The sequence below is a fragment of the Streptomyces sp. MMBL 11-1 genome, from assembly GCF_028622875.1.
GTDB lineage: Bacteria > Actinomycetota > Actinomycetes > Streptomycetales > Streptomycetaceae > Streptomyces.
Genome location: NZ_CP117709.1, coordinates 6,885,906 through 6,907,186, shown reverse-complemented (window position 1 = coordinate 6,907,186; position 21,281 = coordinate 6,885,906). Strand labels below are relative to the sequence as shown.

At 70.2% G+C, this 21,281-nt stretch carries 14 protein-coding genes; 2 read left to right on the top strand and 12 right to left on the bottom strand.

The window, feature by feature from the left end:
- The 7 genes from PSQ21_RS30575 to PSQ21_RS30545 all read right to left on the bottom strand — a co-directional run bounded on the left by PSQ21_RS30575 (position 1) and on the right by PSQ21_RS30545 (position 11,815).
- Entirely contained in the window at positions 1–1,347 is a 1,347-nt protein-coding gene (locus PSQ21_RS30575; protein ID WP_274034541.1) for a helix-turn-helix domain-containing protein, read from the bottom strand.
- Between the two features lie 813 nt (positions 1,348–2,160).
- Positions 2,161–6,105, bottom strand: coding sequence for a non-ribosomal peptide synthetase (locus PSQ21_RS30570; RefSeq protein ID WP_274036015.1), 3,945 nt, complete (start codon positions 6,103–6,105; stop codon positions 2,161–2,163).
- Between the two features lie 106 nt (positions 6,106–6,211).
- Entirely contained in the window at positions 6,212–8,068 is a 1,857-nt protein-coding gene (locus tag PSQ21_RS30565; protein WP_274034540.1) for an FAD/NAD(P)-binding protein, read from the bottom strand.
- Between the two features lie 203 nt (positions 8,069–8,271).
- Positions 8,272–9,192, bottom strand: a complete 921-nt coding sequence (locus tag PSQ21_RS30560; RefSeq protein WP_274034539.1) for an MBL fold metallo-hydrolase — start codon at positions 9,190–9,192, stop codon at positions 8,272–8,274.
- Complete coding sequence (locus PSQ21_RS30555) at positions 9,189–10,193, bottom strand: ornithine cyclodeaminase family protein (protein WP_274034538.1); 1,005 nt, start codon at positions 10,191–10,193, stop codon at positions 9,189–9,191. Before PSQ21_RS30555 ends, PSQ21_RS30560 begins: the two co-directional genes overlap by 4 nt.
- Positions 10,194–10,227: 34 nt before the next feature.
- Positions 10,228–10,989, bottom strand: coding sequence for a thioesterase II family protein (locus tag PSQ21_RS30550; RefSeq protein ID WP_274034537.1), 762 nt, complete (start codon positions 10,987–10,989; stop codon positions 10,228–10,230).
- 1 nt (position 10,990) lies between these two features.
- Positions 10,991–11,815 carry an FkbM family methyltransferase gene (locus tag PSQ21_RS30545; RefSeq protein WP_274034536.1) on the bottom strand — a complete coding sequence of 275 codons (825 nt, stop codon included), beginning with the start codon at positions 11,813–11,815 and terminating at the stop codon, positions 10,991–10,993.
- Between the two features lie 248 nt (positions 11,816–12,063).
- Between PSQ21_RS30545 and PSQ21_RS30540 the strand changes: the two genes are divergently transcribed.
- Positions 12,064–14,784 carry a non-ribosomal peptide synthetase gene (locus tag PSQ21_RS30540; RefSeq protein WP_274034535.1) on the top strand — a complete coding sequence of 907 codons (2,721 nt, stop codon included), beginning with the start codon at positions 12,064–12,066 and terminating at the stop codon, positions 14,782–14,784.
- Between the two features lie 292 nt (positions 14,785–15,076).
- Here the strand turns inward: PSQ21_RS30540 and PSQ21_RS30535 are convergent, their stop codons facing one another.
- The 5 genes from PSQ21_RS30535 to PSQ21_RS30515 form a co-directional block, all read right to left on the bottom strand.
- Positions 15,077–16,333, bottom strand: coding sequence for an ATP-grasp domain-containing protein (locus tag PSQ21_RS30535; RefSeq protein ID WP_274034534.1), 1,257 nt, complete (start codon positions 16,331–16,333; stop codon positions 15,077–15,079).
- Between the two features lie 31 nt (positions 16,334–16,364).
- Positions 16,365–17,249, bottom strand: a complete 885-nt coding sequence (locus PSQ21_RS30530) for an LLM class flavin-dependent oxidoreductase (RefSeq protein WP_274034533.1) — start codon at positions 17,247–17,249, stop codon at positions 16,365–16,367.
- Positions 17,250–17,262: 13 nt separating this feature from the next.
- On the bottom strand, positions 17,263–18,240 hold the full coding sequence (locus PSQ21_RS30525) for a hypothetical protein (protein WP_274034532.1): 978 nt from the start codon (positions 18,238–18,240) through the stop codon (positions 17,263–17,265).
- Positions 18,237–18,686, bottom strand: a complete 450-nt coding sequence (locus PSQ21_RS30520; RefSeq protein WP_274034531.1) for a VOC family protein — start codon at positions 18,684–18,686, stop codon at positions 18,237–18,239. Before PSQ21_RS30520 ends, PSQ21_RS30525 begins: the two co-directional genes overlap by 4 nt.
- A 276-nt stretch (positions 18,687–18,962) precedes the next feature.
- The gene (locus tag PSQ21_RS30515) at positions 18,963–19,826 is read right to left on the bottom strand and encodes an aspartyl/asparaginyl beta-hydroxylase domain-containing protein (protein ID WP_274034530.1); all 864 of its coding nucleotides are present in this window, start codon (positions 19,824–19,826) and stop codon (positions 18,963–18,965) included.
- Between the two features lie 203 nt (positions 19,827–20,029).
- On the opposite strand from PSQ21_RS30515, the gene PSQ21_RS30510 reads away from it, so the two are divergent.
- The gene (locus PSQ21_RS30510) at positions 20,030–21,202 is read left to right on the top strand and encodes a L,D-transpeptidase (protein ID WP_274034529.1); all 1,173 of its coding nucleotides are present in this window, start codon (positions 20,030–20,032) and stop codon (positions 21,200–21,202) included.
- The last annotated feature ends 79 nt before the right edge of the window (positions 21,203–21,281 follow it).

Here is a 21,281-nt window from a genome sequence, read left to right as displayed (position 1 = left end):
TCACAGCACCGGGTCGGCCTCGGTGCGGTGGACGGATCCGGCCGCCGCACACTGCACCGGGCCGCGGGCGGCGGCCCCCTCCGCGTCCAGGAGGTGGTGTACGAGATTCAGGACCGTGAAGCGGGGACGTTCGCCGTTGCCGGAGTTGACCCGGCGCACCAGGCCGCAGGCACGCAGCAGATGGATGACGCGCAGCGCTTCGGCAGGCGAGCGGTGCAGGAGGCGGATGGCCTCCTCGGCGGTCCAGGGGTCGACGCCTGCGAGGCGGCGGAGCCCGACGGCGTCGTCCGGCGCCAAGGACGCCACGGTCCGCCTGAGCCACGAGGTCAGCGCATCGTCGGCGACGACCGGCGAGGTCAGGAGCATCAGCGGCGAACGCGCGGCGGCGTCCAGGAGTTGCGCCGGTTCGTGGACGAGCAGCCAGGAAGCGGCCGACTCGAGCGCCGAGGGAATGCCGTCGAGCAGCCAGCAGATGCCGGCGAGCGCGGCCAGGACGTCCGGATCGGACACGGCCTGCGGATACAACTGCCCACAGCGCGACTGCATGAGCTGCACCGTCGGGTACGCGGCGAAGTCCGCGCCGGTCGGCTTGCCCTGACGCCATTCGGGCACGGCGAGCGGAAAGACCGAGAAGGCACAGGTGTCGGAGGTCGACGAGGTCTCGCAGGTTTCGTACAGCACGCGAAGTCCGGGACAGCGGTGCAGGAGCAGCCTCAGTTCGATTTCGCCGTCCTCGTCCAGATCCCGGCCGTCGACGGTGAGCAGGACTTCGTTGGTCGTGAGCGCGCCGGTCACGTCGTCCGCTGTGGGTTCACAGCCGATCCGGTCGGCGATCCGGTCGATCAGTCCGCTCGGCATAACCCCTTTGCCCCCTTGGGCCGCCGACTCCCGGGCCAGATGGATGACCGACATCCGGCCGCTCTGGTGCAGGTCGTTCGCGACCTTCTGAATGAGTCGGCTCTTGCCTATGCCCGGCATGCCGACGACTTTGAGCAGTCGATGCCCGGAGGACTCCAGCAGGTCGGTCAGGGAGGCTGTTTCGTGCTCACGGCCGACGATCGGGCCGAGCAGGGCCGGCGGTGCCACCAGGTCCTCGATGAGCGAATGGCCCGAGGCCAGTCCCGCCGCGGCCTCCAGCTCCGCCCGGCGCGCCTTGCTGAGGCGCAGCGCGTCCGCGAGAAGGCTGATCGTCTGGGCGCGCGGGGCCTTGGTGCAGTCCAGTTCGAGATCCCGGATGGCCCGGACGCTGATGGTGGAAAGCTCGGCGAGTTGCCTCTGGGTCATGCCGACGCGCTTTCGCGCGTTTCGCAACAGGATACCGAACCGTATGTTCGACCCGAGGTTCACGATGTTTGCCGCCTCCCGAAGATCCTTCGACTCGCCGCAGGACGTGCCGAATCGATGAGCCCACTACGCCGGGAAATCTGTTCTCGGCACAGCCGAGAAGTCAGCGCCGTATGAGGGCACGAGATTTCGGCCGCCCCCCGAGGGGACAGCCGCAAGAGATTCAGTGAATGAGCTCCTGGCTACCGGCTCGCCAATGAGTCGGCCGCCGCACCGCCCGTCCATCGAGTTCTCCCGCACACCGTCGGCGGCTCACTCGGCACGGTTTTTCTCCCACCCCAGGACCGAGAAATCGTTTCCTCACACGAGGCGCCAGATGTCGGATTCACGCGCTATACCCCCGTACTACGTAATCTCAACTACCGAGACGACCGTGCGGTCGCGCAGCAAACACATAACAACACACAACAGGTTCGCAACGAAAGAGGATTAACACATGCCACAGCTTTGGCGTTCGTAAGGACGAAGCATGCACCCGCCGCTCCCTCCCCTCCTCACCCCGCGCCTCCTCCCGACGCCCCTCAGCGCCCGCCTGACCTGCAAGGACAACCGCCGGGAGGCTAGGCGACCGGTCGAAGCCCGCCCATATGAGGTGGGCGTTTCGCGCCACCGCGCAAGCTTACTTTCGGCCACGTATTGCCGTGTTCGCCCTCCCGTCAGGGAAACCCGGAACCACGCTGTCCACATGATGGACATTGCTCAACTCCTCCCGTCCGGGCGATCACCGAACCGAGAGTTTTGAAAAAACCTTTACCATTCGTGACATCCGCCGAACATCCGATCGTGGCCTTGCGGGCTCCCCTCAAGAGAAATGCCTCACATTGACAGGTGGGCGTCGAGCAGTTTTCCGATGGCGCGCAGTGGCCCACGCCCCGTCATCTCCATGTGCCCGCAGTCGATGTCGTATTCATGGATGTTTCCCCGGACATAAGGACCCCAGGCCGCTTTGCCCGAGCTCACACTGGTGCGTGCCGCGTTGAAGAAGACGGCATCTCCGTGGAACTCGTCGAGGACCTGATGACCCAGGAACGCATCGCCGTTCCCCATCGTGGTGGTCACGACGGCCGCGGCCTGCTCCGGCTCGAGCGCGGCAAGGAGCGGATCGTGCGCACGTACGAGTTCCACCAGTTCCTCGTCCGTCGTGGGCGTGGGGGCCGTGTCCGCCACCTGACCGAGCAGCACCTGCAGGACCCAGCGCCGATCCGCCGACGCCGGCCGCTCCTCGGGCAGGGGCCGGGCGTCGAGGAGGGCGAGGGTCGCCACCCGCTCCCCCAGCGCCTCCAGACGCACCGCGACCGCGTGCGCGAGGACGCCGCCGAACGACCAGCCCAGCAAGTGGTAGGGGCCGTGCGGCCGCAGTTCCCGTATCCGTGCGACGTGAGCGTCGGCCAGAACGCCGAAGTCGCGCGGCCCGGCCCCCGGGGCGAGGAGTTGTTCGGACTGGAGCCCGACAACCGGCCTGCGCTCGTCGATGTGCGGCAGGAGACCCGAGAACGCCCAGCTCAGTCCGGAGCTCATCGGCAGGCAGAACAGTGGCTCGCCGGCACCCTCCCGCATGGTGATGGCCGGTTCCATGGGGTTGTTGGGGAGGTCGGGGGTGCCGGCGGTCAGGCGTTCGGCGAGCCCGGCGACGGTGGGGGTCAGATAGAGGTCGCGGATGGTCAGGGCCCGGTCGGTGTCGGTGAGGTCGTTGACGCGGTCGAGGAACAGGACGGCGAGCAGGGAGTGGCCGCCGAGGTTGAAGAAGTTGTCGTCCACGCCCACCTCGGGCACGCCCACCACCCCGGCGACGAGCGCGCACAACCGCTTCTCCAGAGGCGTCACGGCGGCGCGCGACGCCTCCTGACCGGCTGGGGCCCACGCGGGCAGTGCCCTGCGGTCCAGCTTCCCGTTCGCGGTCAGCGGCAGCTCGTCCACCAACAACACGCTGGGAACCATGTAGCCGGGCAGCCTCTCGCGCAGGTGGGCGTGCAGCTCGTCACTGGTCACCGTGGCGTCCACGGGCACTCCGTAGGCCACCAGACGCTGGTCTCCCGGGGTGTCCTCGCGCACGGTCACCGCGCCCCTGGCCACCTTCGGGTGGCTGGTGAAGACGGTCGCGACCTCACCCAGCTCAACGCGGAATCCGCGCAGTTGTACCTGGTCGTCGATCCTGCCGAGATACTCCAACTGTCCCTCACCGGTCCAACGGGCCAGGTCCCCGCTGCGATACATCCGCTCCCCCGGCTCGAACGGACAGGCCACGAACCGCTGCGCGGTCAGCCCCGGACGCTCCCGGTACCCCCGGGCCAACTGCGGTCCCGCGACGAACAACTCGCCGGCCACGCCCACCGGTACCGGACGCAACGCCGCGTCCAGCACCCATGTCCGCAGCCCGGCCAACGGTGATCCCACCAGGCTCCGGCCGGCTGCTTCGGCCGCCATCTCCCGGTCGAGAGCCGCATAGGTGGCGTGGATGGTCGTCTCGGTGATCCCGTACATGTTGACCAGCGTCACCACGTCGTCCGGATGCCGCTGGTACCACTTCCCCAACGGCCCGAAGTCGAGGGCCTCACCGCCGAAGACGACGGTGCGCAGGGCGAGCCGGGGAGCCGCCTCGGCGTCCTCGCGGATCAACGGGTAGAAGGCGGAGGGTGTCTGGCACAGCACGGTCACCCGCTCCCGCTCCAGCAGCCGCAGAAAGTCCCGCGGAGATCGGGAGACCTCGAACGGCACCGTGACCAACGTCCCGCCGTACGCGAGGCAGCCCCACATCTCCCACACCGACATGTCGAAGGCGTAGGAGTGGAACCATGTCCACACGTCTTCGGCGCCGAAGCGGAACTGCTCCCTGGTGGCGTCGAGAATGGCGACGACGCTGCCGTGGGCGATGGTGACGCCCTTGGGACGCCCGGTGGAGCCCGAGGTGTAGATCACGTAGGCCGGGTGCGTGGACAGCAGCCGATCCTTGAGGTCGGCGTGCGTGAGGTCGGTGGTGTCCTGCGCGGACAGGGTGAGGCGGGTGTCGGGCGCGTCGAGCACCACGCATGACGCGCCGATGTGGCCGGGCGGCGATGACGTGGCCGCCGTGGTGGTGACGACCAGGAGCGGCTCGGCCTCCTCGAAGAGCGCCGCGATCCGTTCCGCCGGATACTCCGGATCGATCGGCAAATACGCGGCTCCCGACTTCAGCACCGCGAGCAGGGCCACCGCCAGGTCCACGGAACGCCCCAGCAGCACCGCCACCAACGACTCGGGCCCCGCACCTCGCGCCACCAGCACCCGCGCCAGCTGGTTCGCCCGCGCGTTCAACTCCGCGTACGAGACCCGCTCGTCGTCCGACACCACCGCCACCGCGTCCGGTCGCCGGACCACCTGTGCTTCGAACAACTCGACCAACGTGGAGGTGGGAAACTCCCCCGTCCGAGCCCGCCCCGAGGTGACCCGTTCCCGCTCGCCGTCCTCGAACAAGTCGATCGCCGACAGCGGCACGTCCATGTCGGCGGACACCGCCTCCATCAGCCGCACCAGCCGCCCGGCCAGCGAGTGGACGGTCTCCGGCTCGTACAGATCGGCGCTGCCCTCCACGGTCAACACCAACTCGCCCGTCCCGCCCGCGTCGGTGCGATGTGGAGTGAAGCCGAAGGACAGGTCGAACTTGGCGATGCCCGTGTCCACCGGCTCGAAGCGGGTGTTCAGACCGGGCAGATCGACGGACACGGCGTCCCCGTCGTGCAGGGTCATCAGCACCTGGAACAAGGGGTTGCGGGCCGAGGTCCGCTCCGGGTTGAGTGCCTCCACGACCCAGTCGAACGGAACGTCCTGATGCGCCCACGCCTCGAGGTCGGTGCGCCGCACCCGCTCCAGCAACTGACGGAACGACGGGTCCCCGTCCGTACGCGTCCGCAGCACCAGCGTGTTCACGAAGAAGCCGACGAGGTCGTCCAAGGCCTCGTCGGTACGCCCGTCGACCGGGACGCCGATGAGGATGTCCTGGCCCGCGCCCATGCGTGACAACAACGACGCCGTCGCCGCCTGTACCACCATGAACAACGACGTGCCCGTCTCCCGCGCGATCTCCGCCAGGCGCGCGTGCACCTGGGGCGGACACACCGCCGAACGCGTCACACCGCGATGCGACGCCACCGCCGGCCTGGCCCGGTCCGGACGCACCACCGCCTCCTGGGGAAGCCCCGCCAGCGCCTCCCGCCAGTAGGCCAACTGGCGCCAGGCCTCGCTTCCCTCGTCCCCCGGATCCCCCAGGAACTCCCGCTGCCAGACCGCGAAGTCCGCGTACTGCACGGGCAACGGCTCCCACTCCGGCGCCCGGCCCGCCGACCGCGCCCGATACGCCACCGCCACATCCCGCCACATCGGCCCGTCCGACGCACCGTCCGTCGCGATGTGATGCAGCACCAGCAACAGCACATGCCGGTGCTCCGCCACTCTCAGCAGGTGAGCCCGAAAAGGCAGATCCACCGCCAGATCGAACGGCACCCGTGCCAGACGGGCCAACATCCCGGGCACGTCGTCCGGCACCACGTCGAGCACCGGCACATCCAGGTTCACCGGTTCCACGACCCGCTGCCACAGCGCCCCTTCCCGCACCTCGAACACGGTCCGCAGGCTCTCGTGCCGGCCCACCACGTCGGCCAACGCGGCACACAGCGCCTCCCGGTCCAGTGCGCCCGCGAGCCACACCGCACCCGGCACGTTGTACGTCGCCGACCATCCCTCCTGGCGGCCCAGGAACCACAGACCCTGCTGCCTGACGGACGGCATGTACACGGTGGAGCTCCCTTTCCTCACGCCGGGTCGGCGGCTCATTTCGTTTCAGGGCAGAAGGCGAGGTGCCGGCAACAGGGAGGTTCGCCCGGAAGCGCTCGGCCTACGGGGTCGCGGCCTCCGCGAGGGCGTGCTCGGCGATCGCGTCGGCGTCGCGGACGAAATCCCCCCACGGACCGGGGCGGGCGAATCCGACCTGGGTGAACCACCGGGTGTTCTCGGTGGGCACGCCGAGCACGTAGAGTCCCGTGCCCGGCCGGCCGTCGCGATCCACCGGATGGAACGGCGCCGTGGTGACCGCGACGCCCCCCGTCTCGAATCTGTCGTCGGCGTCCTGGCTGACAAACTCCGTCCACAGACCACGCGCCCGCAGGTTCGCGGTCAGCTGTGCGGGGTCCCGGCCGAGGTCGGGCACGGGGACGCGGGCGTCGATGACGATGTCGACCGGTGTGCTCGACCCCACGACGCGGGGGGAGAAGATCCTGAACCGGCCGCTTACCGAGTCGCCGTCCACACACGTCTCCGGTCCGGCCACGCGCAGCAGACCGCGGTCCATCAGGGCGAGCAGTTGACGTATGCGGACCGGTGGCGGGCCGGCCACCAGGACCGAGCTCGCCGGGACGAAGGCACCCAGGAAGTCGTCCCGATGCGAGGCGGGGTTGAGCCGGCCGAAGTCGACGCACTCGCGCACCACCCAGCGGGTGTCCCGGATGACGTCGAGAGCGGCCATCAGCGGTGAGTCGACGTTTCCGCGCTCGGCCTCCTCGACGGCGACGCGGAGCAGGCCGGCGAGCTCGCCGTCGAACTCCTTCGGGTCATCGAAGGTGCGTCCCGCGTAGGGCCTTCCCAGTGTCTCCAGGTCGATCGGGGCCAGGTCCGCGGCGCCGTGCCGATCGGCGACGGCGCGTATGTCCGGCAGCGTGGCACCGTCGAGGCTCACCACCTCGTCCGTGAAGGCGGCGGCGGCCCTTTCGCCATGTGCTCGCCGCAGCGCGGTGGCGTAGTAGACACATTCGATCTCGGCGGTGAGCCGCGGCAGGACGTCGGCGGCGAAGTCCAGGGTCGGCCCGGAGGCGTGACGCCGTACGAGTTCCGAGGTGAACAGCAGCGGCCGGTAGGCGAACCCGGACGGTCTGCGATTGTCTCCCTTGGCCATGAGCGGAAGCCCACTGCGGGACCCGGCGACCATGACGGGTTCGGCACCGCTCGGGTGATACACGAGTTCGCCGTCCGCGCCCTCCGCGAACACGCCGCCTCGCCCCGTGGTGAAGGCCGCCATGACGTCGAAGAACGACAGCCCCAGGCCGAGCACCCCGACGGCCGCGCCGGCCGGCACGGTGTCCAGGGGCATCTCGGCCGGTGAGTCGCCACTGATGCACCGCAGTCCGGGATGGCGGGCGGCGAATTCCGCGAGGTCCCGCAGGGGTGCGTCGACCGGTGGCCGGGCGTGGCCGGTGGTCAGGACGGCCCGGTCCACGTCCAGGGAGGTCCCGCCGGCCAGTGTCAAGCGGTGGCCGTTCGCCGTCGGCTCCAGGTCGAGGACGGAGTCGTGTACGCGAGTCAGCCGGACACGCGGCGGCAGCCCGGACTCGATGGCGTCCAGGGCGAAGCGCAGATATCTGCCGTACACGGCGCGGGGCGCGTACCCCTCGGGTCCCGGGTGGCCGGGGAGGTGGGCCTGCCACCACTGGCCGAGTGACGGGCCCGCCCCGGCGCGGGCGGGGCCGCCGTCCGACGCGCCCGAGAAGGCGGTGATCAGTCCCACCGGAGTGTTCATCAGGAACCACTCCGGTTGATCGGTGCGGTAGACGCGGCCGCATCCCACCTCGACCTCGTCGATCACGTACAGCTCGACCGGGCGGTGTGCCGGCTCCCGCGCGAGCCGGGCGGCCAGCCGCTCCGTCACCATGAGCCCGCGGGGGCCGCTGCCGACGACGGCGATGCGCCAGGGCCGTGTCATGAGGCCACCGCCCTGCCCACGGGGGTGCGGAACGGCGTGCGACGGCCCGAACGACCTGCGAGGAGCCGTCGGCGGGCCGGCGATGGTGCGTCAGGGTGCAACCGGTGCGGCATGTGTGTGCCCGAGTCCTTGTCGTCGTGTGGCGCGGCTGCGAGCGGCAGCGAGCCTGGTGTCGTCGATGAGTCCGGCTCCGGTGCCCGCCCTCAGGCGTGCGACGTGAGGGGGCGGCCCCCGTTGTAGGTGACCATGTCCCGGTAGGCCGCGGCGGTGTCGATGCGCGCCCCCGCCTCGGCCCCGTCCAGTTCGGCGTAGGCGCGGTGCAGGTTGCCCACGATGCGCTCGGCGTCCAGGAGGTCGGCAAAGGCGCCGAGGTCGGTCTCCAGAGCCGCCTCCAGGGGCGTGAGTCCGGCGGCCTTCGCACGGCGGGCGAGGTCCGCCACGAAGCGCAGGTAGGCGAGCATGTCGTCGATCACCTCGGGGCCGCTGACAGGGCCGTGGCCCGACACGATGGTCCGGGCGCCCAGAGGGCGTACGACCTTTTCGAGGACGTCGATGGTGCCGCCGAGCGATCCCATCAGGACGAACGGTGTGCCGCCCTCGAAGAGCAGGTCGCCCGCGAACAGCACCGATCGGTCGGGCAGATGGACGATCGAGTCGTTCGTCGTGTGCGCCGGCGTGCCGACGTGTGTGACGTCGCAGCGCACGTCGTCCGCCCACAGGGTGACTCCGGAGGTGTACGTGACGAAGGGCGGGGCCAGTTGGAACTCGCCCCACTCCACGTCGTTCCACACACCGCGGTTGACGGGTCGGCCGAAGGCCATGACCTCGGCGCGGGTCTGCTCGTGGCCCACGATCGTGGCGCCGGGCAGAAGGTGGTTGCCGAACGTGTGGTCGGCGTGGTGGTGGGTGTTGACCAGGGTGCGGACCGGCGCGCGCGTGACGTCGGCTATCGCGTCGAGATAGGCGCGGGTCCTGCGTTCGGTGGCGCAGGTGTCGATGCTGATGACGCCCTGCCGGCCGGTGATGAAGCCGGTGTTGTTGAGGAACCAGCTGCCGTCCGGCTGCACGTAGGCGTGCACACCCTCGGCGATCTCCACGGTCCGCGAGGCGAATTCACGGCTCATGCGCCGCTCCGCCCCGCGCCGGCGACCACGGGAACGCTGCCCTTCACCGACGGAAAGTCCGGCAGCGGGGTGCCGAGTCCCCTGTCCTTCGCGCTCCGATAGGCGTACGCGGCCACTGCCACGTCCTGCAGCGGGGAGCCCACGGACTTGAACAGGGTGCGCTTCGGCCGCGGGCCGTCCGCCGGCCGCCCGCACAGCTCGGCGAGGGTGATGACCCGCGCGGTGTCCAGGGCGCCGGTCTCGGCGGCCGCGATGGCGTCGCCCGACTCCTCCAGGGCCTGGGCGCGGTCCACCACGATGAGTTCGGGGAAGCGCCACACCTCGGAGTCCAGCTCACGCTCCTCGGGGAGGGTCGATCCGGTGGAACTGATGTGCGCCGTCTCGGGGATCCAGTCGGCGTAGAAGGCCGGTCCCCGTCCTCCCGTGTTGGTCGCCACCATGACGAGGTCGGCGTCGGCGGCCGTCGCCGCGCCGTCCGCGCTCGGCTCGATGCCGATGCCGAGCCGCTCGGACAGCTCCGTGGCGAACAGCTCGCGCCGCTCCTTGCGGGGGCTGTGCACCACCATGCGCTCCACGTCGATGAGCCGGCTGAGCACGGTGGCCTGCATCCGCGCCTCGGCGCCGGAGCCGATGATCCCGACCTTGGAGGCGTCCGGCGCCAGGCGAGCGGCCGCGAGGGCCGCGGTCGACGCCGTGCGCAGGACGGTGAGGTGGTTGCCGTCCAGGGCGGCGAGGAACTCGCCGGTGTGGATGTCGAAGAGGTTGATCTGAAACCTCACCGTGCTGCCCACCAGGTGGAATTCCTTGTATCCGACCACTCCGAGGCCGGGCAGGGAGGCGGCCATGATGCGCAGCCAGCCCGATCCGAAGCGCAGGTTCACCCGCTCGGTGATCGTCGCGCGGCCGGCGTGCTCCTCCTGATAGGCCCGGTCGAGTGCGTCGAGCACCCCTGGAACGTCCGTCGCCTTTCTGACCTCGTCGTCGCTCAGCATCAGCGCCATCTGTCCATCTCCTCCAAGTCGCGTCGGGCGTCGGTCACACGAGAGTCCTCACCACGAGATCCATGACCTCGTCCAGGACGAAGTGCCCGGCATCGAGGTGGTGGAGGGTGAAGTCCCCGCTCGTCTCGCCGCGCCATGCCTCGAGGTCGTCGTAGCTCACGAAGGGGTCGTCGCGCCCGCCCACCGCGACGACGGGTGCGTCCAGCGGCTCGGCCGGGACGTACGGGGCCTGCTCGACCATGCGGAAGTCGGTCCGCATGGTGGTCTCGAAAAGCTCCATCATCTCGGGCGAATCGAGCACGGATTCGTCGATGCCACCGAACCGCGCGACCCGCTCGAAGAACTCCGTGCGCGGCAGCAGGTGAATGGATTCCGAGGTGCGCCGGCTCGGCCCCGGGATGGACGAGACGATCAGGGCCCTGGGCCCCGGCCTGCCCCGGTCCCTCAGCCGGCGCGCCAGTTCCAGCCCGACGATGCTGCCGGAACAGTGTCCGATGATGGCGTACGGCCGGTCGGTCAACGGCGTGACCGCCCTTTCCAGTTCGTCGACGAGCCGCTGGAGGTCCTCGAAGAGCGGCTCCTCGATGCGGTTCTCCCGCCCGGGGAAGCGGACCGCGCAGAGTTCGACGTCGTGCCCGACCAGCTTGGCCCAGGGAGTGAACGCCGCCGCCCCCGCACCCGCGTGCGGCAGGCAGAACAGCCGGAGCCGGGGCTCCGCGACCCGTTGCGGACGGACGATCCACCTCTTGGCGGCGAGGAGACCGCGCGGGTCCAACGCCGGAGAGAATCGAGCCACGTCACGCCACCTGCCGAGCGAAGACCGTGTGGAGATCGGTCTCCCGGTACTCCGTCGCCTGCCGGACCTGGGTGCGCAGGCCGTTGCTCTCGAAGAGGGAGATCACCGTGGCGAGCGCGCCGTCGCGGTCGGCGACCTCCACCGCCGCGTTGGCGATCCTCGGCCAGAGTTCGTCGCCGATGCCCCGCAGCACAGGGACCTCGAACCCCTCCACGTCCACCTTGAGGAAATCGATGTGGCCGATGCCCGCCTCGGCGACGAACGTGTCCACGCGTCGTACGTCGCAGTCCACGGACCGCCGCTCGTCGAGGGCGTCGTCGACCAGCTCCTCCACCTCGTCGATGAACGCCTCCCGCAGGTCCTCGTCGAGGGAGTCGGCGACGCTGCCGATGAACGACGAGGCGAGCGCCCTGTCGACCTTCGGGTCGGCGTCGAAGCCGGACATCATCGTGTAGTTCGGGTAGTACGTGAGCCGCCGGCGCTGGTCGGTGTCGCCCAGGGCGAGGTTGTGCAGCCGTACGCCGGGCAGATGCCCGGTGTTGCGCCGCAGAACGTCGAAGACATCCGGGACCGGCTCGAAGGAGAACACCCGTGCGTCCGGCCACTTGTTCAGGGCGAACAGGGTGAAGAGGCCGATGTTGGCACCGATGTCGAGCACGGTCGGGCTCTCCCCGAGGCGCACTCCGTGCGGCGGGACATAGGACTCGTCGTGGAAGATCTCCCGGTACAGGTAGTCCGTCTCGTTGCCGTTGAGGCTGTACACGGAAAGACCGTTGGGGAGTTTTCGCTTCACCGGCACCGTGGGGACTCCTTCACCTGCTGCCATGGCGCCGAGGCTAGGCACCGGCCGGGGCGCGCACCGGCAGTACCGGAGGCGGCCGGTAGGCGGATTCGCCGGTCGGAGGGCCTGTGACCAGCGGCGCGCTGCCGGTCGCGGCCGGCATCCGTGCTGCCGCTCACGCCCGCTCGGACGCGGTACGCACTGCCGACGAGACGCCGCCGATAATGCCGTTCGCCCCGTGACCGGCGCCGTACCGTACCCGGGTCATCCCTGAACGTGGAGGAGCACGCACTATGGCGGCGGCACTGAACCACGCGGTTCGCGTCCGACTGAGCGACCCGGCGCGGGTGGAGGATGTGACGCGTCGGTGGGGCACCGCCGACGTGCCCCGCATACGGGTCACGCACGCGGCGGCGCCCTCGGACGACTCCCGTACGTCACAGCTGTGGCGCACGACCGCGGGCGAGGGCGGCGACGGCGCCCACGCCGTACTCCTGCGCTACCCGGACGGGCCCGCCGACCTTGTCGTCACCGCGCCGCGCGGGCAATGGGGCCGTGCCGAACTGCGCCGTCTGGCCGCCGCGTTGGCCGCCGGCGACCTGTCGGCTGCCCGCGCGGAGCTCGAGCGTGCGCCCGTCGGCGACGCCAGGCCGGGGCCGGTCTTCGCCGACGCGCCCGACTGGGGGAACGCCGACGCACCGGGTGGGCCTTTCGCCACCACGCTTGTGGCCCTGCCGCTCGACGTGTCCGTCGACGAGGCCACCTGGCGCGCCGCGCTCGCCGTGACCCTGTCCCGCTACGCCGACCGCTCGGACGAGGGCGACACGGGGGACGAGGTCGTCATCGGCACCGACGCGGGCGTCGTCGCCCTGCGGGTGCACGGCACCCTCGACGACGTACGGGGGCGGGAACCGGTACCTGTGGACCGCCCGGTCCTGGTGGGGATCCTGCCGGGTCTCGACGAGGAGCCACGCGCGGGCGAGGAGTACGCCCCCTGCCTCGAACCGGCCTTTCCGCTGACGTTCTCGGTCACCCGCGAGGATTCCGGCCGGCCGGTGCTGCGCTGCGACCATCTGCCGGGCCATGTGTCGCCGGCGACGGCCGAACAGTTCGCACGCCATCTGGCGCATGTGCACACGCAGTTGATTTCGTCGCCGGGCATCTCCGCTGCCGATGCAGCCCTCTTCGACGATGAGGAGAGGGCCAGGGTCGTACGCCTGGGCACCTCGGCCGAAGCGCCGCCCGCGTCGGCGAGCACGGTGCACGGGGCGTTCGCCCGCGTCGCAGCCGCCGCGCCGGAATCCGTCGCCGTACGCGAGGACGACATCGAGCTCACCTACGCCGAGGTCGATCAACTGGCGGCCTTCTGGGCGGCCGGCCTCCGGGCTCGGGGCGTGCGCCCCGGCGACCGGGTCGGCGTGTGCCTGGAGCGTTCGGCGGAACTGGTCGTCGCGCTGCTCGGCGTGCTCAAGGCGGGCGCCGCGTACGTACCGATGGACCCCGCGTATCCCGCCGAGCGCCTCGCCTACACCGCGGACGACGCCGCGGTGGGCCTGGTGATCACCAGGCTCGCCCAGTTCCCGCGGCAGGGCGGCCTTCGCGTGCTGACGCCCGATGAGCTGGTCGCCGACGAGTCCGTGGACGCGACCGGACCGGACGGAGGGGTTGGGGCGCGGGACACGGCGTATGCGATCTACACGTCAGGATCCACCGGTCGCCCCAAGGGAGTCGCCGTTCAGCACGGCAATGTCCTGAGCCTCATCGAGGCCACCCGTGAGGACTTCGGTCTCGCGCCGTCGGACGTCTGGACGCTGTTCCACTCGAGCGCGTTCGACTTCTCGGTCTGGGAGATGTGGGGCTGCCTGCTGACCGGCGGCTGCCTGGTGATCGTGCCGTACTTCACCTCGCGCGACCCCGAACAGTTCCGGGATCTGCTGGTGCGCGAGGGCGTCACGGTGCTGAACCAGACGCCCTCGGCGCTCAGTCATCTCCTCGCCGTGGACCATGCGGCCGTGCCCGTGCGCCTGGTCATCCTGGGCGGAGAGCCGCTGGACGCCAGGATGCTGCTTCCCTGGTTCGACGAGCATCCCGAGGACCGGTGCCGGGTGGTGAACATGTTCGGCATCACCGAGACCACCGTCCATGTCACCGCGCAGACGCTGAGCCGGGAACTGGCCCTCAAGGCCACGCGCTCGGTGGGGGCACCGCTGCCGGGGTGGCATGTGTACGTCACGGACAGCTCGGGTCGCCTCGTGCCGCCGGGTGTCGCCGGCGAGATCCACGTCGGTGGCGCCGGTGTGGCGCAGGCCTACGTCAACCAGCCGGCCCTGACGTCGGAGCGGTTTCTGCCCGACCCGTACAACGGGGGCAGGATGTACCGCAGCGGCGACCGGGGGCGTCTGCGCCCCGACGGTGTCCTGGAACACCTCGGCCGCATCGACAACCAGGTCAAGGTGCGGGGCTTCCGTATCGAACTGGACGAGATCCGCTCGGTGCTGCTCGAGGACCCGTCCGTGCGGGCCGCCGCCGTGGTCGTGCGCGAGGCGGACGGCAACCGCACGACGGACGCCCGCATCGACGCGTATGTGGTGCTCGACGGCGACAGCGGCGAGGATCTGGCCGTGGTGCGCAAGCGGGCCGGGAGCGTCCTGCCGGACTACATGGTCCCCGCGACGATGACGGAACTGAGCGCGCTGCCCTTGACCACCAGCGGAAAGGTCGATGTGGCCGGCCTTCCGGCGCCCACTGCCACCGGGCGGACCGCACAGGACGACGACTCGCCCACGGCCGACGACGACCTGGCCGCCCGGCTGAGGGAGCTGTGGACCGAACTGCTCGGCGTCTCGATCGGACTGGACGACGACTTCTTCGAGGTGGGCGGCAACTCGGTTCTCGCTGTAAGGAGTTCGGCGATGATGCGCGCGGAGGGTCTGCCCACTCTGAGGCTGCGGCAGTTCTATCGGGACCCCACGATTCGCGCCGTGGTGGCGGCGCTCAGGGCGGCCGACGCCTGAGCGCCCGCCACCCACGCCCCGCCAAGCCCTTCGGCCCGTGGCCACCTCGCGTAGAGGTGGCCACGGGCCGAAGGGCTTGCGGAAATCCGGCGGCGGAAGTCGACGAGGGCAGGAGCGAGGGACGCGCCCGCCACTCAGGGTCGGGGCCGTGGCCTGGCGGGCGAGGCTCACGGGCTCGGGCAGGGGCGGTCCTGGACCGTCGGGGCACCGCGGTCAGGGGGCCTGCGGAGTGTCCGCAAAGTACCGTCGTCCGCCCTCTGTCGCGAGCCGGACGAGACTGTGCGGACACGACCTAGACACGTTCGATGCGCAGATCCCTCTCCACACGCTTGATACGTCGGCGATCGAGCTCCACCCGGTCGCGGTCGCGGTCGACGAGCACGACCCGCCCGAGCACCGAGAACACGTCCGAGGTCATCCGGACCCGGCCGCCCGGGGGCACGGTCACCGTCGAGCGCACCGCCGTGGGCAGCTTCGCGAGGCCGTTCAGCGAATCCGGGTTGCGGATGACGCCCGAGCGGTGTGCCGTCACGAAGACCGACATCACATGGCGCAGCAGGCGATAGCCGGACGTCTTCCGGTGCTGCCGGCCGTGGAAGAAGTCGACGAGGCGGTCGAGCTGGCTGCGGCCGGTCGCGAGACCGGACAGGAAGCCCATCTGGCCGGCGGCGAGCCGTGGGTTGAGTTCGATGAGCACGGGTCCCTCGGGGCGCAGCATGATCTCCGCGTGCATGGGGCCGAACCGCACGCCCAGGGCGTCCAGCACGCCGCGCGCGTAGGGAAGGAGCTGCTCGCACACCGGGTCGTCCGGGGCGACGAACTCGACCGAGTCGTAGATGCCGACCACGGAGCCGGAGGAGCGCTTGGTGCAGCGGGTGACGCCGCAGATCTCGTGGACGCCGCCGGTCGTGAACGTGTCGACGCTGTATTCGGTACCCCGTACGCACTCCTGGACCAGGACCGCCTCCTCGACATCGCCGAGGGCGTTGCGGCGCCCGGCCATCATGGTGAAGGCCGCGCGCAGTTGGTCGCCGGGACGCACACGACGGACGGCGTCGCCGCCCGCGCTGCGCGCCGGTTTCACGATCACCCAGGGGGCGTCGTCGAGCCCGGTGTCCCGCAGCCAGTCCTCCACCTCGGCCCATGTCGGCGTGTGGACCTGGCGCAGGGAGGCGAGACCGGCGCGGGCGAGGACGCGCTGCATGGCCGACTTGTCCCGGCGTGCCGCGGACAGCTCGGTGCGGTTGGCGTACTCGGGAAGCAGGCGCGCGCACAGCGCGTCGGTGAGGGCGCTTCCGGTTTCGAGGCCGGTCACCACGCCCACGGTGCCCAGTCGGCCGAGCTGTCGGCCGAATGCGGCGATGTCTCCGGTGAACGCGAGGTGGTGATCGAAATCCGTGGGCTGCCAGGTGTGGGCCAGCGGGCCCGGCGGTCGGTCCGCCGTGGTGAGGGCGACGCAGGACCAGCCGTGTTCGCGGAACGCCGGGGCGATGAGCGCCCCCGGCCCATAGGGGTCCACCACGGCGAGGACGGGTGCGGACGTGGTCATCGGACTTCCGCGATCGGTCGTCCGCCCCGCTTCACGCGCCGGTCCCGAGGTGGGGTGCGATGCGGTCGAGGATCGCCCGGTCCGCCTGGTAGGGGAACTCCTCGCGGGGTTGGTGGATCACCATGTCGGTGAAGCCGATCTCGGCGAAGGCCCCCGAGGCGTCGACGAAGGAGTCCGCCGATTCAAGGACGCCACCGACCATGGCACCGGTCAGCACGAGGCGGCCGATGGTGGCCGGGTCGCGCCCGATGTCGGCACAGGCCTCGTCCAGGGCTTCCACCTGCTTGCGGAACAGCGGAAGCAGCTGTTCGTAGGAGCGCGGTTCGAAGTTGCCGGGGGTGCCGGCCGTCACCCAGATGTCGGCGTACCGGGCGGCCAGGCGCATGCCACGGGGGCCCGTGGCCGCCACGGCAAAGGGCAGCCGGGGACGCTGCACACAGCCGGGCCGCGTGTGCACCTCGCGCGCCGTGAAGTGGGCGCCCTCGTAGGACGTTTCCGGAGAGCGGAGCAGCCGGTCTGTGAGTTCCACGAACTCGGCGAACCGGGCCGCCCGCTCACGGGCCGGCAGGGGCCGGCCGCCCGTCGCGGTGTCGTCGTACGCGCCCGTGCCCGCGCCCATGCCGCAGATGATCCGGCCGTCGGATATGTCGTCGAGGGCCATCAGCTCCTTGGCGAAGGTCACCGGATGGCGGAACGTCGGGCTGGCCACCATGGTGCCGAGCCGGATGCGCGAGGTGGCCGCCGCGGCCGCCGTGAGGGTGGGCACGGCCCCGAACCAGGGCTTGTCCCGCAGCCACCGCCACATCAGATGGTCGTAGGTCCAGGCGTGGTCGAATCCCAGTTCCTCGGCCCGCACCCAGTTGGGCCGGGCCTCGGACCAGCGCCTGTCCGGAAGGATCAGAAGTCCGTAACGCATGTCGTCTTCCCTGTCACACCGATTCCAACTGCACGCCGAGGGCCTCGGCGTCGAGCCCGGCCGCGTGGCCGGCGAGGCGGAGCAGCACGCGGGGTACGTCGCGTCCGCACTCGACGACGTCGTTCTCGCGCAGCTCCGCCGGCAGGTCCTCGTCGTAGGCCGCGTCGTAGAGGCCGTTGGCGCGCAGGTCGACCGCCACCGCCTCGAGCCGACGCAGGAGTTGCGCGAGGATCTCCGGCGGCGACTGGGGCAGGCGCACCGTCAGGAAGTAGTTGTCGTAGAGCGTGCCGAGCATCCGCGGACCGCGGACCTCGGCGGTTCGGGTCGCCTCCTGGAGCAGGGAGCGCCCACCGGGAACCAGTCGAGCCGCGACCCCTGAGTGGATCGTGTGATGCACCGCGACGGCCTGGCGCAGTCGCGCCCCCACCGGGTTGTCGGCCCATCGGGCGGCGCCCCGGCCGCGGAGCAGCGGTCGGACCGCGCCGAAGTCAGGTGCCCATGTCCCGCTGAATCCCGGGTGCTGCAGAAACATCGACGGCCTGATGAGTCCCTCGTAGACGCCGCGCGGGCAGGAACTCGTGTAGAGCAGCATCGCGCAGTAGCCGCGTACGTACGCCGTCATCGCCGCGAGGGCGTCCGTGCGGCGCTCGCCCACCGAACCGGAGGCCACCCGCATCTGCTGGCCGAGCAGCCGCCACAGCAGAAAGGACACCTGGTGCCCGGTGATCCAGCGGAACCAGTAGACCTGCGCACCCGCGGGTTCCCGCGCCGGGGCCGGGGCCGCCGCCCTGTCCGTGGCCGCTCCGGCGAGCAGGCTCGGGCACAGCCGCGCCACATCGAGTCCGGACGGTGCCCGGTGCGGGGGCGCGTCGTCCCCGGGGGCGAGGGGCTCGGGCAGCAGCAGGGGTTCCAGGCCGTAGGCGCAGTCGCCGAAATCCCAGCCGGGCGGTGTGCCGAGCTCGGCCGACATCGAGTCGTAGCTGATGTTCATGAACCGTCCGGCACGTAAGTGAACTCGAATTCCAGGCCATTGACGTCGAACGTGTAGAAGCTCTGTATCCCGTCCGCGTCGGTCACGATGTCCGTGGGCTGATCCGGCCTGGCGAATCGGTATCTCCCGGAGCCGTACAACTCCACCCACCGGTCGCGCCATCGGGTGAGTTCCTCGGGTGACGCCGTCGCCACGCAGGTGTGCTGGAACTGCGCGGTGTTCCCGCCGGGCAGCCGTTCGTCATGCCCCGTGCGCTCGAACAGGTGCAGCCGGAAATCCCCGATCTCCACCTCGGTCAGCCGGGTGATGCCCGGAAGGCGACTGATGGTCAGCTCCGAGAATGTGTCCAGCGTCCATTTCTCCTGGGCGCCGAAATAGTCCCGGTACCAGTCCAGGCAGTTGTCCAGGTCCGCTGTCTGTATACCGATGTGATGGAAAGAAGGCATCTTTTCCCTGTCAGATCGCCCAGAACGTGATACGGCACCCGATCTCAACGGTCAGGTACACCCGAGGTCCACGTCGCATGGGTCCGGCGTTGGTGACGCATCGCCTCTGCATGGCCGCGCTGCCGCCGCGTGGAGCAACGCTGATCGAGGTCGGGGACGCCCGCCGACGCGCAGCCGCCCGTGGGCGCCCGCGGCGGGCGGGCCGGCGATGCGCGGGTTCCGGGAGCGGTGGAGAACCGGCCGGCCTGTCAGGTCATCCCCCGAAGCGCGACGTCGTCAGCTCGCGAGCGCGGACTCGGAACGTGCGATGTTCGTGTGCCGGTAGAGGTCCTCCACCGTCTTCACGATGGCCTCGTTGCCGCTGCGGGCGGCGATCTCGCTCATCGTGTTCCACACGAAGTTGTGACCGCCGTCCTTGCGGTAGTGCTTCTTCACGACGAGCGCCATGATCTGCATCATGTTCTCCTCGTCGATGATCGACGAGAGGGAGAGGAGGCCGTCCCGCTCCGCGTCGCCCAGGGCGGGCCGGTCACAGAGGTTGGCGTCCGGGATACCGCCGGAGAGCTCGCACGTGAACGTGAACAGGTCCTCGATGTCGTCCACGTCGGCGACGTCGATCAGCAGGTGCACCCGGCGCGTGTCGCCGACCACCCCGGCGCTGTGGGGGCGGGTGACATCGATGAACCAGACCTCGCCCTCCTTCATCCGGTAGACCGAGTCGGACTCGTTGAACATGGCGTCCTCGGCGGTCGAGAGCACCACGTGCACGCGGTGGGCGATACGCTGCTTGGAGGTGTCGTCCAGTTCGACGTAGTCGCAGTGCGGGATCAGCACGCTGTTGCTGAGCGCGATCAGCCGGACGAAGGTGACGTGTTCGAGGTTGAAGTACGTGCTCAGGATCTCCTGGACATACGGCAGTCGCTCGCCGTCCGCGGTGAACGCGGTGCGCTTGGAATGGTCGAAATCCGACAGAACTCCGCCTTCCCCGCCGCCCGGGGCCATCAGCATGGCGCTCTTCCAGGGGCGGCCGCAGACGAATTCGTCATAAGGCTCCGCGAAGTTGATCTCGAGGCTGCGCTCCAGATCCTCCAGCAGCCGTTCCCGGTCCAATTCGATCTTGTTGATCAACTGCGTACGCATGGCTCACTCCTTGACTGGCTCATTCGCCTGTGCAGCCCCTTGGAATTCCACCCTAGGAACGTTTCCCTCGGCTGATCGGCGGTATCAGGGGCAGAGCGGAGGCAGCCTTTACGCGCCCGCCCCCACATACGGCGTGGGCCGCGGGTGACAGCACCGCGTCGGTCGACGACCGTCCCGGCCGCTTCTGCGGCCCTCCGCGATCGATGCCCTCCAGAGAGCCGACACGCGAGGCGGATTCCTCCCCGGGTCCGCCGCTCGCCGCCGCGCTCACCGCGTGCTCGGGCGGCTCATCGGGCTCCACCGCGGTGGGCGGGGACGCCGAGGCACCCGCCACCAGCGTCTCGGTGAACCTCACGGGCAAGGCCGCGGCCCCGGGCGGGCCGGTTAAGGTCACCCTGGCTCACGGGAAGCTGAAGGCGGTGTCGGTGACCGACGGTGAGGGCGGCGCGCTGGCCGGGAGGATATCCGCCGACGGCCGGACCTGGACCTCCGACCGGGTCGCCGCGCCGGGCACCGCGTACACGGTCGAGGCGAAGGACACGGACGGCGGCAGCGACCGGGCCGTGTTCGCCACCGCCGAGGCCGAAAAGGTCAACAAGCTTTCCCTCGCCCCGGGGAAGGACACGACCGTGGGCATCGCGCAGCCGCTGTCCGTCGTCTTCGACCACCCCGTGAAGGACAAGGCGGCCGTCGAGAAGGCCCTGAAGGTCTCGACGTCGAACGACACCGAGGGCTCCTGGGGCTGGCTGCGGGACCACTCGGGCAAGGACCGCGTCGACTGGCGGCCCAAGGAGTACTGGAAGCCCGGCACGAAGGTCACCCTGGACGCACAGTTGAACGGGGTCGACACGGGTGCGGACGGCGGCTGGTTCGTCCGCGACTACACGACGACGTTCACGGTCGGCGCGGCCCAGGTGGTCAAGGTCGACCTCGACCGGTCCCGCCTCGCCCTGCACCGGGACGGGAAGCAGGTTCTGGACATCCCGATGTCAGCGGGCACTCCGGGTGGCGAGAAGGCGTCCTGGCGGGGCACGGCGGTGCTGATGTCGAAGGAGGGCACGATCAACATGCGCTCCGAGACGGTGGGCCTCGGCGACGCCTACGACAAGATGGTCGACTACTCGATGCGGCTGACCTGGTCCGGGATGTACGTGCACGCGGCCCCGTGGAACGCGGGCTATTTCGGTCAGGCCAACCGGAGCTCGGGCTGCGTCGGGATGAGCGACGCGGACGCCGCCGCCCTGTACGGACAGGTGCGGGTGGGCGACCCGTTCGAGATGACCGGCACCCAGGCCAAGGGCACGGTCGCCGAGGGCAACGGATACGGCGCGTGGAACCTCTCGTGGGAGGACTGGGCGGCCAAGAGTGCGCTGTAGCGGCCCGGTAGCGTCCGTTCCGGGGCCGGAGCCCTACTGACGCGCCGTCCAACAATCGTTACCCTCACGCAACGCACCC

What these genes read in the sequence shown, in the direction of transcription:
- PSQ21_RS30570 (WP_274036015.1), bottom strand. Translation starts at nt 6,105, where the DNA reads ATGCCGTCCGTCAGGCAGCAGGGTCTGTGGTTCCTGGGCCGCCAGGAG.
- PSQ21_RS30565 (WP_274034540.1), bottom strand. Translation starts at nt 8,068, where the DNA reads ATGACACGGCCCTGGCGCATCGCCGTCGTCGGCAGCGGCCCCCGCGGG.
- PSQ21_RS30560 (WP_274034539.1), bottom strand. Translation starts at nt 9,192, where the DNA reads ATGAGCCGTGAATTCGCCTCGCGGACCGTGGAGATCGCCGAGGGTGTG.
- PSQ21_RS30555 (WP_274034538.1), bottom strand. Translation starts at nt 10,193, where the DNA reads ATGGCGCTGATGCTGAGCGACGACGAGGTCAGAAAGGCGACGGACGTT.
- PSQ21_RS30545 (WP_274034536.1), bottom strand. Translation starts at nt 11,815, where the DNA reads ATGGCAGCAGGTGAAGGAGTCCCCACGGTGCCGGTGAAGCGAAAACTC.
- PSQ21_RS30540 (WP_274034535.1), top strand. Translation starts at nt 12,064, where the DNA reads ATGGCGGCGGCACTGAACCACGCGGTTCGCGTCCGACTGAGCGACCCG.
- PSQ21_RS30535 (WP_274034534.1), bottom strand. Translation starts at nt 16,333, where the DNA reads ATGACCACGTCCGCACCCGTCCTCGCCGTGGTGGACCCCTATGGGCCG.
- PSQ21_RS30530 (WP_274034533.1), bottom strand. Translation starts at nt 17,249, where the DNA reads ATGCGTTACGGACTTCTGATCCTTCCGGACAGGCGCTGGTCCGAGGCC.
- PSQ21_RS30525 (WP_274034532.1), bottom strand. Translation starts at nt 18,240, where the DNA reads ATGAACATCAGCTACGACTCGATGTCGGCCGAGCTCGGCACACCGCCC.
- PSQ21_RS30520 (WP_274034531.1), bottom strand. Translation starts at nt 18,686, where the DNA reads ATGCCTTCTTTCCATCACATCGGTATACAGACAGCGGACCTGGACAAC.
- PSQ21_RS30515 (WP_274034530.1), bottom strand. Translation starts at nt 19,826, where the DNA reads ATGCGTACGCAGTTGATCAACAAGATCGAATTGGACCGGGAACGGCTG.
- PSQ21_RS30510 (WP_274034529.1), top strand. Translation starts at nt 20,030, where the DNA reads ATGCCCTCCAGAGAGCCGACACGCGAGGCGGATTCCTCCCCGGGTCCG.